Raw genomic sequence first — 13,035 nt, forward strand, 5'->3', positions numbered from 1 at the left:
TTCTGTGGATCTCTGACTGCATTCTACGGTCGACCGGCACCGGGCCGGACCGCCTCCGTCTTGCTGTGCACGGTGAACAACCCTTGACGGCAGACGGGCAACGGTCCACACTTTCAGCAACGCGCGGTCAACAATCCACAGAAACGGTCACGTGGATGGGTTGCCGCAACCGCTTCGGCCGCGGCTCAGCGCACCATCGCAGGCCCCGCCGCCTCCCCGGCGGACAGGCCCCGGCAGACCCCGCCCGGGGCGTGCCCGCACAGCCGACCGAGTTCGGTTGCTCACGTTCACTGGCTCTCGCACTTCGCGGCGGGGCACTCTGAAGCAGGGAAAAGAGTCATGGCACACGCAGAATCAGGTCCCCAGAGATCAGGCGCCCCGGGCGCGGGTGAGCCCAAGCAGATGGCGCGGGAGCTCGGCTGGTACGCCTCGTTCTCCGTGGCCTTCGGATTCGTCTCCATCGCCACCGGCATCTTCACCACCTACGGATCGGTGCTCGCGACCTCCGGCCCGCGGGGCATCTGGGCCTGGCCGATCTCCGTGATCGGCCAGCTCTCCATCGCCCTGGTCTTCGGCGCCCTCGCCGCGCGCATCCCGATCAGCGGCTACTCGTACCAATGGGTGTCACGGATCGTGGGCCCGGTATGGGGCTGGATCATGGGATGGATCTCCTTCGCCTTCCTGGGCGTGGTCCTGGTCGCCGTCGACTACACGATCGCCTCCACCATCCTTCCGGAACTGTTCCGCTACGTCGGCACCACGCAGAACGCCTGGGTGATCACCGCCGTCGTCGTACTGCTTCAGGCCGTCCTCGTCGCCGCCTCCACCCGCACCACCCACCGGGTCAACAGCGTGGCCGTGACCGTGCAGCTCGTCGGCATGATCGCCCTGACCGTGCTGCTGTTCGCGGTGGGCGCCTTCACCGGCAAGCTCGACTTCGGGCACCTCTTCGACACCGGGACCGTCCCCGCGAGCGGCTACTACGCCCTGGGCGGCGGCACCTCGGCCGGACCGTTCGCCCTGGCGTTCCTGCTCGGCGCGTTCACCATCGTCGGCTTCGAGTCGGCGGCCAACCTGGCCGAGGAGACCAAGAACCCGGCCCGGGTGATCCCCAAGGCCATGGTCCAGGCCGTGCTGTCGCTGGGTGTGCTCGGCTTCCTGTTCCTGGTGGCCATTACCGCGGCGGCCGGCCGGGTCGACGGTGTCGGCGCCTCGGCGACTCCCGTGGCCACCGTCATCACCGCCGTGCTCGGCTCGGTCGTCGGCAAGATCCTGCTGGTCCTGGTCGTCGTGTCGATCTTCTCCTGCGGACTGGTCATCACCCTGAGCGGCACCCGCCTGGTCTACGCGATGTCCCGCGACGAGCGCTTCCCCGGCTGGCGGCTGCTCAGGCGCCTGGACCGGCGCACCGCCACGCCCCTGAACGCCTCGGTGTTCATGATGTTCATCGCCCAGATCATCCTCGCGGTCTTCTCCCGCTCCACCGACGCGCTGTTCCAGCTCTTCTCCGCCGGAACCCTGCTGCCCGCCCTCATCTACGCCGGAACCGTCGCGATGTACGCCATCAAGCGCCGCTCCCTGCCCGCGTCCCAGGGCTTCTCGCTGGGCCGCTGGGAGGTGCCGGTACTGGTCGTCGCGGGCGTCTGGCTGGTGTACGAGCTGCTGATCTTCCGGGATGCTTCCTTCCGTGCCCCGTGGACCTACGTACTCGTGCTGTTCGCGATCGGTGCCGCCTACTTCACCGGTCTGCTGATCCGGCGCGGACGGGACGGGCTGACGATGCCGGACATGGCCGACGTCGACCGCGCCCTGGACGCCGCCGACGGCATGCCCGCGGACCCCGCCACGGAAAGGAGCGCACGGTGACCGCGATCCTCGCCATCGACCAGGGCACCTCGGGCACGAAGGCCATCGTCGTCGACCCCGAGGAAGGCACCGTCGCCATCGCCGAGGAGACCGTCCGCCCCACCTACCTCGACGGCGGCGGGGTCGAGCAGAACCCGCACGAACTGCTCGACTCCGTGCTGGGCGCCGGCCGCCGCGCGGTGAGCGCGGCCGGCCGTCCGATCGACTGCGTGGCCCTCGCCAACCAGGGCGAGACGGTCCTCGCTTGGGACCCGGCGACCGGAACACCCCTGACCCAGGCGCTCGTGTGGCAGGACCGGCGCGCGGAGAGCGTCTGCGGCGAGCTGGCCGAGCACGCCGAGAGCGTCGCCCGGCGCACCGGCCTCGTCCTCGACCCGTACTTCTCCGCACCCAAGATGGCCTGGCTGCGGCGCAACCTCACCCGCGACGGAGTGGTGACGACCACCGACAGCTGGCTGGTGCACCACCTCACGGGGGAGTTCGTCACCGACGCCACCACCGCCAGCCGCTCGCTCGTCCTCGACCTGGACACCGCCGCCTGGGACGGTGAACTCCTGGACCTGTTCGGTCTCGGCGACGAACGGCTGCCCCGCATCGCCGCCTGCGACGAGGTGGTCGGCACCACCCGGGCCTTCGGCCAGGAGGTGCCGGTCGCCGGGCTGATCGTCGACCAGCAGGCCGCCCTGGTCGCGGAGCGCTGCCTGGAGCCGGGCACCGCGAAATGCACGTACGGCACCGGCGCGTTCCTGCTGGCGAACACCGGCCTCGACCCGGTGCGCTCCAGCGCCGGACTGACCACCTCCGTGGCCTGGCGGGCGGCCGGACGGACGCCGTACTGCGTCGACGGCCAGGTCTACACCGTCGCCTCGGCGGTCCGCTGGCTCCAGGACCTCGGCCTCATCCAGTCCGCGACCGACCTGGACGCCCTGGCGGCGGCCGACGCCGGGAGCGTGCTGTGCGTGCCCGCGTTCGCCGGCCTCGCCGCGCCCTGGTGGGCCCCGGAGGCCACCGCGTCCTTCACCGGCATGACCCTGGCCACCCGGCGCGAACACCTCGTCCTCGCCCTGCTCCAGGGCATCGCCGCGCAGGTCGCCGAGCTGGGCACCCTGGTCGCCAAGGACCTCGGCCGGCCCCTGACCCGGCTGCGCGCGGACGGCGGACTGACCAACTCCGCCGTCCTCATGCAGGCCCAGGCCGACATCGCGCAGATACCGGTCGACATCTACCCCCACGCCCACGCCACCCCCCTGGGGGCGGCCGCACTGGCCCGCTGCGCCCTCGATCCGGCGCTCGGGCTCGAAGAAGCCGTCGGCGACTGGCAGCCGACCACCGTCTACGAACCCCGCTGGTCCGCCGACCGGGCCCAGGAGTTCCGCACCGCATGGGCGCGGGCCGCGACGGCCCGCGCCACCGAGGGAGACCATTCATGACCGCCACCCCGCACCGCCCCCACGACGGCGTCTTCGACGTCGCGGTGATCGGCGGAGGCATCGTCGGCGCGGCGATCGCACGCGAACTGTCCGGCCACGACGTCCGGGTCGCGCTGCTCGACGCCCGCGACGACGTCGGCGACGCCACCAGCAAGGCGAACACCGCGATCCTGCACACCGGCTTCGACGCCAAGCCCGGCACGCTCGAATCCCGGCTGGTCGCCCGCGGCTACCACCTGCTCAGCGCCTACGCCGAAGCCACCGGCATCCCCGTCGAACACACCGGCGCCGTCCTGGTGGCCTGGACCGACGAGGAACTCCACGCGCTGCCCGGCCTGAAGGAGAAGGCCGAGGCCAACGGCTACACGCACTGCCGGCTCATCGACGCCGACGAGGTCTACGGACTGGTCCCCGACCTCGGCGAGGGGGCGCTGGGCGGGCTGACCGTCCCCGACGAGTCCATCATCTGCACCTGGACCACGAACCTCGCCCTGGCCACCGACGCCCGGCAGCGCGGCACCACGATCCTGCTCCAACACGCCGTGACCGGCGTCGACGAAGGCGACGAGGTCACCATCCTGCACACGTCGGCCGGCGACGTGCGGGCCCACTGGGTGGTGAACGCCGCCGGTCTCGGCGCCGACCACATCGACCGGCTCTTCGGCCACGACCGCTTCACCGTCACCCCGCGCCGCGGTGAGCTCTTCGTCTTCGACAAGCTCGCCCGCCCCATGGTGAACAAGATCGTCCTCCCGGTGCCCACGTCACGCGGCAAGGGCGTACTGATCTCGCCGACCATCTACGGCAACGTCATGCTCGGCCCCACCGCCGAGGACCTCACCGACCGCACCGACACCGCCACCTCCGAGGACGGCTTCGACTTCCTGCTCACCAAGGGTGAACGGCTCATGCCGCGCCTGCTGACCGAAGAGGTCACCGCCAGCTACGCCGGACTGCGCGCCGCCATCGACCGCTCCGACTACCTCATCGAGGCCGGCCCGGAGCAGCGCTACCTCCTCGTCGGCGGGATCCGCTCCACCGGCCTGACCGCCGGCATCGCCATCGCCGAACACGCCCGCACCCTCCTGGAGGAGGCCGGCCTGGACCTGCGCCCGCGCGCCGACCTGCCCGAGCCGCCACGGATGCCCAACATCGGCGAAGCCGGCACGCGCCCCTACCAGGACGCCGACCTCATCGCCCGCGACCCCGCCTACGGCACCGTCGTGTGCTTCTGCGAACGGGTCACCGAAGGCGAGATCCGCGACGCCTGCCACGCCCCGGTCCCCGCCCGCAGCCTGGAGGGGCTGCGCCGCCGCACCCGCGCGATGAACGGCCGCTGCCAGGGCTTCTTCTGCGGCGCGGCCGTCGCCGCCCTGCGCGAGAAGCACCACACCCACGACGGCTGCCGCAGCCAGCACAAGGACAACCGATGACCCACCAGCCGCCCCTGACCACACCCGACGTCCTCATCATCGGCGGCGGACCCGCGGGCCTGACCGCCGCGGCCGAACTGGCCGGACGCCGGGCCGGCCGCGTCCTCGTCGTCGACCGGGAGCAGGAGGCCGGCGGCATCCCCCGGCACAGCGACCACACCGGCTACGGCCTGCGCGACCTGCGCCGCGTGATGACCGGCCCCGCCTACGCCCGTCACCTCGTGCGGCTGGCCACCGGGGCCGGAGCGGAGATCCGCACCCGCACCATGGTCACCGGCTGGGCCGACGAGCACACCGTCGAGGTCACCAGCCCCGACGGCCGCCACCGCATCCGGCCACGGGCCATCGTGCTGGCCACCGGCGCCCGCGAACGGCCCCGCACCGCACGCCGCATCCCCGGCGACCGCCCCCACGGCGTCTACACCACCGGCCAGTTGCAGAATCTCGTCCACCTGCACCACCAGCCCGTCGGCAAGCGCGCCGTCATAGTCGGCGGCGAGCTCGTGAGCTGGTCCGCGGCCGTCACCCTGCGCGAGGCCGGCTGCACCCCCGCCCTCATGGTCAGCCAGTACCCGAAGGCGGAGTCCTACGCCGCCTTCAACGCGGCCGGACGCACCGTGCTGCGCGTCCCCGTCGCCACCCGCACCCGCGTCACCCGCGTCATCGGCAAGGGACGCTGCCAGGCCGTGGAGATCGAGCACCTCGACACCGGCCGGCGCCGCACCGTCGCCTGCGACACCATCGTCTTCACCGGCGACTGGATCCCCGACCACGAACTCGCCCGGGCCGCCGGCATCACCCTCGACGAAGGCACCCTCGGCCCGCTCACCGACACCGCGCTGCGCACCAGCCGCCCCGGAGTCTTCGCCGCGGGCAATCTGCTGCACCCCGTCGACACCGCCGACGTCGCCGCCCTCGACGGCAGGCACGTCGCCCGGCAGGTCGTCCACCACCTCAGCGGCGAGGACCGGCCGGCCGAGGGCGTCCGCCTGATCGCCGACGCCCCCTTCCGCTGGGTCGCCCCGCAGATCCTGCGGCCGGGCGACCCCGCCCCCGCCCGGGGACGCCTGCTGCTGTGGACCGACGAGTTCGTCCGCTTCCCGAAGGTGACCGTCCACCAGGACGGACGGACTCTCGCCCGCCGCACCCTCGCCTGGCCGGCCGCCCCCGGCCGCGTCTTCCGGGTCCCGGCCGGAATGCTCGACGACGTCTCGCCCACCGGCGGCCCGGTCCACATCGGTCTCGGCTGAGCTCCCGGTACCGCAGGTCGCGGGCGCCGCGGTGCCCGTGTGGGGAATGTCGCTCTCTCCCGGGTGAACCGTTTGCTGCTGCCATGAGTGAGCAAGCGGTCCCATGGACGTCCGCGCGCCGAGGACGCCCGGGAGAGAGGAGACCCAGATGGTGGACAAGGAAGCCGGCCCCGCCCCGGCGGACGCGGATCCCGAGGCTCTCAAGCGCCACCGCACGCTGTTCAGGGCCGTGAGACGGCGCCGGAACCCTCCACTGCGGCGCACGGACATCACCGTCACCGACGAGGCTGCCGTGCAGCGGGCGGTGAAGGCCGCCTCGCTCGGCAATGCCATGGAGTGGTTCGACTTCGGCATCTACAGCTATCTGGCGGTCACCATCGGGCACGTGTTCTTCCCGTCCGGGAACGGCACCGTCCAGTTGCTGTCGTCGTTCGCCACCTTCGCGGTGTCCTTCCTGGTGCGTCCCCTGGGCGGCATGGTCTTCGGGCCCATGGGGGACAAGATCGGCCGCAAGAAGGTCCTGGCCCTGACCATGATCATGATGGCGATCGGCACGTTCGCCATCGGACTGATCCCCTCCTACGCCTCGATCGGGTTCTGGGCCCCGTTCCTGCTGATCCTGTTCCGGCTGGTGCAGGGCTTCTCCACGGGCGGTGAGTACGGAGGCGCGTCCACGTTCATCGCCGAGTACGCGCCGGACCGTCGGCGAGGCTTCTTCGGGAGCTTCCTCGAACTCGGCACACTGGCCGGCTACGTCGGCGCGGCCGGCCTGGTGACGCTCCTGACCGCGCTGCTCGGCAACGCCGGCATGGACTCCTGGGGATGGCGCGTGCCGTTCCTCGTCGCCGGACCGATCGGGCTGATCGGCCTGTACCTGCGGCTGCGACTGGACGAGACGCCCGCGTTCCGGAAGCTGGAGGACGACTCCGTGCACCGGGCGTCCGAGGCGGCCTCCACCGTGGAGGCGACCGCCAGGGGAGACCTGGCGAAGATCTTCCGGAACCACTGGCCGACGCTCGTCCTGTGCGTCTGCCTGGTCGGGGCGTACAACATCACCGACTACATGCTGCTCTCCTACATGCCGACCTACCTGTCGGACCGGATGGGCTACTCCGAGACGCACGGCCTGCTGATCCTGATCGTCACCATGGTGGTGCTGATGCTGCTGATCAACCAGGTCGGCAAGCTGTCCGACCGGCTCGGCCGGAAACCGGTCCTGATGACCGGCATGCTCGGCTTCCTGCTGCTGTCCCTGCCGGCCTTCCTGCTGGTCGAGCAGGGCAGCCTGGTCGCGGTGTCGGCGGGGATGCTGATGCTGGGACTGTCGCTGGTGTGCCTGCTCGGGACGATGTCCGCGGCGCTGCCGGCCCTGTTCCCCACCCAGGTGCGCTACGGCTCGCTGTCCATCGGCTACAACCTCTCCGCCTCCCTCTTCGGCGGGACGACCCCTCTGGTGATCACCGCGCTGATCTCGGTCACCGGCAGCGACCTGATGCCCGCCTACTACTCCATGGCCGCGGCACTCGTCGGCGTGATCTCGGTGGCCTGCATGAAGGAGACGGCACGCCGGCCCCTGGAGGGCTCCCCGCCGGCCGTCGCGACCCCGGAGGAGGCCGCGGAACTGGTGGAGAGCCAGGCCCCGCTGCCCAAGTTCTGACCGGCCGGGCGCGCGAGTGCGGGCAGCAGGTCCCGGCCCCGGTCCGGCGGGCACGGGTCCCTCCGCGTACGATCAGCGGGCCCGTCCCGCCCGCAAGGAGTGCCCAGCCCGTGACCTCCGTCGTCGCGCCGTCCACGGCCGTCGGTCTGCCCGCCCCGCGACGGTGGTCCCGAACCGAGGACGGGCTTCGGCTGCCCGCGCTGCTGTGGCATGCCGGACCCGGATGGCGGATGGTCAGCAACGCCGTCCTCGGCGGCGGCATCGGGGAGCGCGGCTGGGTCATCAACGCGCAGGTGGCCCACGGCTATCGGCGCACCGACCCCGGACTCCACCTCGCCGAGCTGGCCGAGGCGGCCGGTCTGGACGGCGCGGGAGTGGGCCTGATGACCGCAGCCGATGTCACGGCTCACGGCAGCGCGGACGCCGGCGGCGCCACCGCGGTCGCCACCGCGGGCGTCCGGGTACGCGGATGGGCCGCTGCCCCGGCACCGGGCACGGACGCTCCCGGCGCGCCCGGCACGATCAACGTCGTCGCCGCGATCCCCGCCGCCCTGTCGGACGCCGCACTCGTCAACGCCGTGGTCACCGCGACCGAGGCCAAGGTCCAGGCGCTGCTGGAGGCGGGCTACGACTGCTCCGGCACCCCCACCGACGCCGTGTGCGTGGCGGCCCGTACCCCGGGCGACGACGAGGAACTCCACACCTTCGCCGGACCGCGCTCGCTGTGGGGCGCCCGCCTGGCGCGCGCCGTTCACGGGGCGGTGCGCGCGGCCCTGCCCGTTCCCGGGGAGTGAGGAACGCCTTCACGGCGCTGCCACAAGGCCCCGAGTCCTGGCCGGGCAGCCCGCGGGCGCGGCCATCTGCGACCGGCCGGGGCGACCACGGCTGACGCGGGATGTCACTCCGATGCCGCGCCGAAGTCCCCCGTTCGGACGCCATCGCCTGGCCCGTTCGGTCTACCGCGTGAACGCTGAGGTGCCGTAAGCCCCATCGAGAGCGAGGTCAACATGACCATACCCGCGCTACGCCGCTCACAGCTCCGAAGCAGAGCGCTGTGCGTGGCGACGGCAGGGTGCGCGGTCACCGCCCTGTCCGCGCCGACCACAGTCCCGGTAGCAGCGAACGGCGGCGCCGACGCCGCCAAGCCGACCGTCGTCCTGATCCACGGCGCCTTCGCGGACAGTTCCGGCTGGAACGGGGTGATCGAGCGGCTGCAGCGCCGTGGTTACACCGTGATGGCCCCCGCCAACCCGCTGCGCGGCCTGTACAGCGATTCCGCATACATCGCCTCCGTCCTGAAGACGATCAAAGGCCCGATCGTACTGGCCGGTCACTCCTACGGCGGTGCCGTCATCAGTACCGCCGCGGCGGGAAACCCCGAGGTCAAATCCCTGATCTACATCAACGCGCAGATGCCCGACGTCGGTGAGAGCGGTATGTCGCTGTCCGCCCGCTTCCCCACCGCCCTGGGCACCGCCACGGAATCCGTGCCGTATCGGAAGGCCGGCGCGAGCGGCACCGACCTGTACCTCAAGCGGGACAAGGTCCACTCGGTCTTCGCCAACTGCCTGCCGGAGAGCCAGGCGAACCTGCTGGGTGTCACCCAGCGCCCGGCGGCCACGACCGCGTTCTCCGAGAAGGCCAAGGTGGCGGCCTGGAAGAAGATTCCGTCCTGGGCCCTGGTGGGACGGCAGGACATGACCATCAGCCCCCAGCAGGAGCGCTTCGAGGCCGCACGGGCCCACTCCCACACGCGGGAGATCGACTCCTGCCACGTGTCCCTCATCGCCCGCCCTGACGCCGTGGCCGACCTGATCCTCCAGGGTGCCACCGCGGCTGCGAGCGGCTCCTGACACCGCGGCAGCCGTCCGCCCCGGGGAGCGCGCGGCTGCCGTCACAGGCTCAGCAGCAGGTCCCGGACCGCTGCGGGCCGGGACAGGAACGGGTGGTGGCCGGCGTCGAGCTCGACGACACTGCCGGCCCGGCGGGCGAACTCGCGCTGCAGCCGCGGCGGGGTGCCCCGGTCCTGGGCGCAGACGAGGTACGTCGAGGGCAGCCGCTGCCATGCGGCCGCCCCGACCGGCTGCCCGGTCACCCGCACGCTCTGCCGGGCGAGGTGGTCCGCCGCCTGCGCCTGCACCTCGGTGTCGCAGTCCTGCAGGAACGTGTCCACGAGCAGCTCGGGGCGGACCCCGAACGTGCCGGCGTCGGGGTCGACGTCGAGGAACGGGGCGGGGCCGCCGTTCCCGAACTCCGACAGGCTCTGCCCGACCTCGGGCAGGTAGCTGGAAACCAGCAGCAGGTGGTGCACCGACCCTGTTCCCGCAGCGGCTTCCGCGGTGACGACACCGCCGTAGCTGTGGGCGACCACGACGGTCGGCTCGTCGCCGGCCTGCAGCACCTGCCGCACCGCGGCGACATCCTCGGGGAGCCCCGGACCGCCGACGCCGCCGGGCAGGCCCCCCTCGCCGCAGCTCGGCAGCGCCGGGGCCACGCTCGGCACCCCTCGTTCCCGCAGCAGCTCGGCGGTGCGGTGCCACCACCACGACCCGTCCCGCACACATGCTCCGTGCACGAACACGACTCTCATCGCCACCTCCACGCCGGCCGCTACAACTGCCCGCGGATCCCGGGTTCCTGCGGCGGGCGGGTGTGACGGTCGGCCTGACCGAGCCCGCTCCCGGCCAGCAGGGCCATGCCGATGCCGAAGGAGAAGAACCCCAGCGGCAGGGGACTGGCGTACGGCCGGACGGTGACGGTCGCGGCCGGCGGACCGTCGCCCCGAGGGCGCGTCGTACCCGTCATGCACCCCGCGTACCCCCGCCCGGACAGGGCGAAAACGACCAGGTCGGCGCGGTCCGGTCAGCCCCGTTCGGGCCCGGTCACGTGTCCTCAGCTGTCGAAGTCGACGGTCAGGGTGTCGGACACCGGGAACGTCTGGCAGGTCAGCACATAGCCGGCGTCGACCTCGGAGGTCTCCAGCGCGTAGTTGCGGCGCATGTCGGCCTCGCCGTCGGTGACCAGGGCGCGGCAGGTGCCGCACACGCCGCCCTTGCAGGCGAAGGGCATGTCCGGGCGTACCCGCGTCGCCCCGTCCAGGATCGTCGTCTCGCGGGAGAGCGGCGACGTGGTGGAGCGGCCGTCGAGCGTGATGGTGACCTGGCTGACCGGGCCGTCGCCGGTGGCGTCCTCGTGGCGGACCGTGCGGATCGGCTCGTCGTCGGCGAAGAACAGCTCCTGGTGGACGCGGTCCGCCGGGACGCCGAGGTCGCCGAGCAGCTTCTGCGCGTCGCGGACCATGCCGTGCGGACCGCACAGCCACCAGTGGTCCGCGCCCTTCACGTCCACGAGCCCCTCGATCAGCGCGGCCAGACGCTCGGCGTCCAGGCGCCCCGACAGCAGCTCGGCCTCGCGCGGCTCCCGGGACAGGACGTGCCCGAGCTGGAAGCGGGTGGGGTAGAGGTCCTTCAGATCGGCGAGCTCGTCGGCGAACATCACCGTGTCGGTACGGCGGTTGCCGTAGAAGAGGGTGACCCGGGAGCGGTCGTCGGCGGCCAGGACGGACTCGGCGATGGACATCATCGGGGTGATGCCGGAGCCGGCGGCGATCAGGACGTGGTGGCCCGGTTCGGCGAGGTCGGGGGTGAAGGCGCCGGTCGGGGCCATCACCTCGACGGTGTCGCCGGGGCGGACCTCGCCGACCAGCCAGGAGGAGAACAGTCCGCCGGGGACCACCCGCACACCGATGCGGGGACGGTCGCCGACGGGGGAGCAGATGGAGTACGACCGGCGCTCGTCGCGCCCGTCGACCTCGCGGCGCAGCGTGAGCGACTGGCCGGGCCGGTAGGCGAACTCCTCCGCCAGCTCCTCGGGCACGTCGAAGCTGATGGCGGCCGCGTCCGCGCACAGCGGCTGCACCGCGGCGACCCGCAGCGGGTGGAAGGCCGGACGGCGGCGCCGCCGCGCCGGGGCGGCGGACACCTCGGTCTCCGTCGTCGTGGTGGTCGGGGCCATCAGATCTCCTTGACGTACTCGAACGGCTCCAGACAGCTGCGGCAGCGCCACAGTGCCTTGCAGGAGGTGGCGGCGAAGCGGGACGTCTCCTCGGTGTCCGGGGAGCCGCAGCGGGGGCACGCCACCGTGCGCCGGGTGGCGGACAGCTCCAGCGGCACGGCCCCGCCGGTGCGCCGGGGCGCGCTGCCGGGAGGCGCGATGCCCGCCTCGGTGAGCTTGCGCCGGCCCTCCGCGGTGATCCAGTCCGTCGTCCACGGCGGGTCGAGGACGGTACGGATCTCCACCTGCGCGAAACCGGCCGCGCGCAGCCGCGCGGCCACGTCGGCACGCATCTCCGCCATCGCGGGACAGCCGGAGTAGGTGGGGGTCAGACCGGCGACGACCGTGCCGTCCGGCCGCATCTCGACGGTGCGCAGCACGCCGAGGTCGGCCAGGGTCAGCATGGGCAGCTCCGGGTCCGGGACCTGCTCGGCCACGTGCCGCGCGCGCCGCTCCTCCAGTGCGCTCACCATGTCGCCTCCGGATGCGCGCGGGCCAGACCCTGCAACTCCTCGAGCAGCGGGGCCAGATGCTCGGTGTGATCGCCCTCCCGGCCCTGACCGGGCAGCGCCTCGGCCTCGGGCAGATCGAGACCGGCGGCGTCGAGGACCTGCCCGAGCACGGCCGTCGTCTCCTCGCGCACATCCGCCGGGTCGACGCCGAAGTCCGGTCGCGGCGCGAAGAGTTCGGCCGTGTACGGGGCGACGGCGGCCAGCGCGGCCCGCATCCGCCGGTGGGACTCCTCCGTGCCGTCGCCCAGGCGCACCACCCAGTCCGCGGCGAACTGCCGGTGGTAGGCGAGTTCGTTGACGCCCTTGGCGGCGATCGCCCTCAGGACCGGGTCCTGCGTGGTGGCGGCGAGCCGCTGGAAGACGGCCAGGCGCCAGCAGGACAGCACCAGCAGCCGGGTGACGGAGAACGCGAAGTCGCCGTTGGGGAGTTCGGCGAGCCGGACGTTGCGGAAGTCCGCCGCGTCCCGGAAGTAGGCGTAGGCGTCCTCGTCCCGGCCGCTGCCGTCGACCTGTCCGGCGCGTGCGTACAGCAGCCGTGCCTGGCCGAGCAGGTCGAGGCCGATGTTGGCCAGGGCGACCTCCTCCTCCAGCTCCGGGGCGCGGGTGCACCACTCGGCCAGGCGCTGCGCGCCGACCAGGGCGTCGTCCCCGAGGGCGAGGCAGTACGCGGCCAGTTCGGCGGGGTCGACCGTGTCCGGCACGCCGGTGTCGACGCCGTGCAGCGGGTCCTCGAAGCCGGTGCCGAAGGCCCAGCGGGCGTCCGACTCCCCGTGCTCCGCGGCCAGGGACAGGTAGACGTGGTCGTCGGTGACGTCGCTCATGTCCGTCCTGCTC

At 72.5% G+C, this 13,035-nt stretch carries 12 protein-coding genes; 7 read left to right on the forward strand and 5 right to left on the reverse strand.

Annotated elements, in window-relative coordinates; all coding sequences use genetic code 11:
• Positions 1 to 339 precede the first annotated feature (339 nt).
• From ACF09J_RS28295 to ACF09J_RS28325, 7 genes are all read left to right on the forward strand, one after another.
• On the forward strand, positions 340 to 1,866 hold the full coding sequence (locus ACF09J_RS28295; RefSeq protein ID WP_392308282.1) for an APC family permease: 1,527 nt from the start codon (positions 340 to 342) through the stop codon (positions 1,864 to 1,866).
• Positions 1,863 to 3,296, forward strand: coding sequence for an FGGY family carbohydrate kinase (locus tag ACF09J_RS28300; RefSeq protein ID WP_392308283.1), 1,434 nt, complete (start codon positions 1,863 to 1,865; stop codon positions 3,294 to 3,296). The genes ACF09J_RS28295 and ACF09J_RS28300 overlap by 4 nt, the downstream gene beginning before the upstream one ends.
• On the forward strand, positions 3,293 to 4,729 hold the full coding sequence (locus ACF09J_RS28305) for an NAD(P)/FAD-dependent oxidoreductase (protein ID WP_392308284.1): 1,437 nt from the start codon (positions 3,293 to 3,295) through the stop codon (positions 4,727 to 4,729). Before ACF09J_RS28300 ends, ACF09J_RS28305 begins: the two co-directional genes overlap by 4 nt.
• On the forward strand, positions 4,726 to 5,979 hold the full coding sequence (locus ACF09J_RS28310; RefSeq protein ID WP_392308285.1) for an NAD(P)/FAD-dependent oxidoreductase: 1,254 nt from the start codon (positions 4,726 to 4,728) through the stop codon (positions 5,977 to 5,979). The genes ACF09J_RS28305 and ACF09J_RS28310 overlap by 4 nt, the downstream gene beginning before the upstream one ends.
• A 148-nt stretch (positions 5,980 to 6,127) precedes the next feature.
• Positions 6,128 to 7,636 carry a glycine betaine/L-proline transporter ProP gene (gene proP / locus ACF09J_RS28315; RefSeq protein WP_392308286.1) on the forward strand — a complete coding sequence of 503 codons (1,509 nt, stop codon included), beginning with the start codon at positions 6,128 to 6,130 and terminating at the stop codon, positions 7,634 to 7,636.
• Positions 7,637 to 7,746: 110 nt separating this feature from the next.
• Positions 7,747 to 8,430 carry an adenosylcobinamide amidohydrolase gene (locus ACF09J_RS28320; protein WP_392308287.1) on the forward strand — a complete coding sequence of 228 codons (684 nt, stop codon included), beginning with the start codon at positions 7,747 to 7,749 and terminating at the stop codon, positions 8,428 to 8,430.
• Between the two features lie 264 nt (positions 8,431 to 8,694).
• Positions 8,695 to 9,489, forward strand: a complete 795-nt coding sequence (locus ACF09J_RS28325) for an alpha/beta fold hydrolase (RefSeq protein ID WP_392308288.1) — start codon at positions 8,695 to 8,697, stop codon at positions 9,487 to 9,489.
• 41 nt (positions 9,490 to 9,530) lie between these two features.
• On the opposite strand, the gene ACF09J_RS28330 is transcribed toward ACF09J_RS28325, so the two are convergent.
• From ACF09J_RS28330 to paaC, 5 genes are all read right to left on the reverse strand, one after another.
• Positions 9,531 to 10,226, reverse strand: a complete 696-nt coding sequence (locus tag ACF09J_RS28330; protein ID WP_392308289.1) for an alpha/beta hydrolase — start codon at positions 10,224 to 10,226, stop codon at positions 9,531 to 9,533.
• A 20-nt stretch (positions 10,227 to 10,246) separates the two neighbouring features.
• Positions 10,247 to 10,441 carry a hypothetical protein gene (locus tag ACF09J_RS28335; RefSeq protein ID WP_392308290.1) on the reverse strand — a complete coding sequence of 65 codons (195 nt, stop codon included), beginning with the start codon at positions 10,439 to 10,441 and terminating at the stop codon, positions 10,247 to 10,249.
• Positions 10,442 to 10,528: 87 nt separating this feature from the next.
• Positions 10,529 to 11,650, reverse strand: a complete 1,122-nt coding sequence (gene paaE / locus ACF09J_RS28340; protein ID WP_392308291.1) for a 1,2-phenylacetyl-CoA epoxidase subunit PaaE — start codon at positions 11,648 to 11,650, stop codon at positions 10,529 to 10,531.
• Positions 11,650 to 12,162, reverse strand: coding sequence for a 1,2-phenylacetyl-CoA epoxidase subunit PaaD (paaD, locus tag ACF09J_RS28345; protein WP_392308292.1), 513 nt, complete (start codon positions 12,160 to 12,162; stop codon positions 11,650 to 11,652). The genes paaE and paaD overlap by 1 nt, the downstream gene beginning before the upstream one ends.
• Positions 12,156 to 13,022, reverse strand: a complete 867-nt coding sequence (gene paaC / locus ACF09J_RS28350; RefSeq protein WP_392308293.1) for a 1,2-phenylacetyl-CoA epoxidase subunit PaaC — start codon at positions 13,020 to 13,022, stop codon at positions 12,156 to 12,158. Before paaC ends, paaD begins: the two co-directional genes overlap by 7 nt.
• Between the last annotated feature and the right edge of the window lie 13 nt (positions 13,023 to 13,035).

The organism is Streptomyces sp. NPDC014889 (genome assembly GCF_043081205.1).
Taxonomy (GTDB): domain Bacteria; phylum Actinomycetota; class Actinomycetes; order Streptomycetales; family Streptomycetaceae; genus Streptomyces.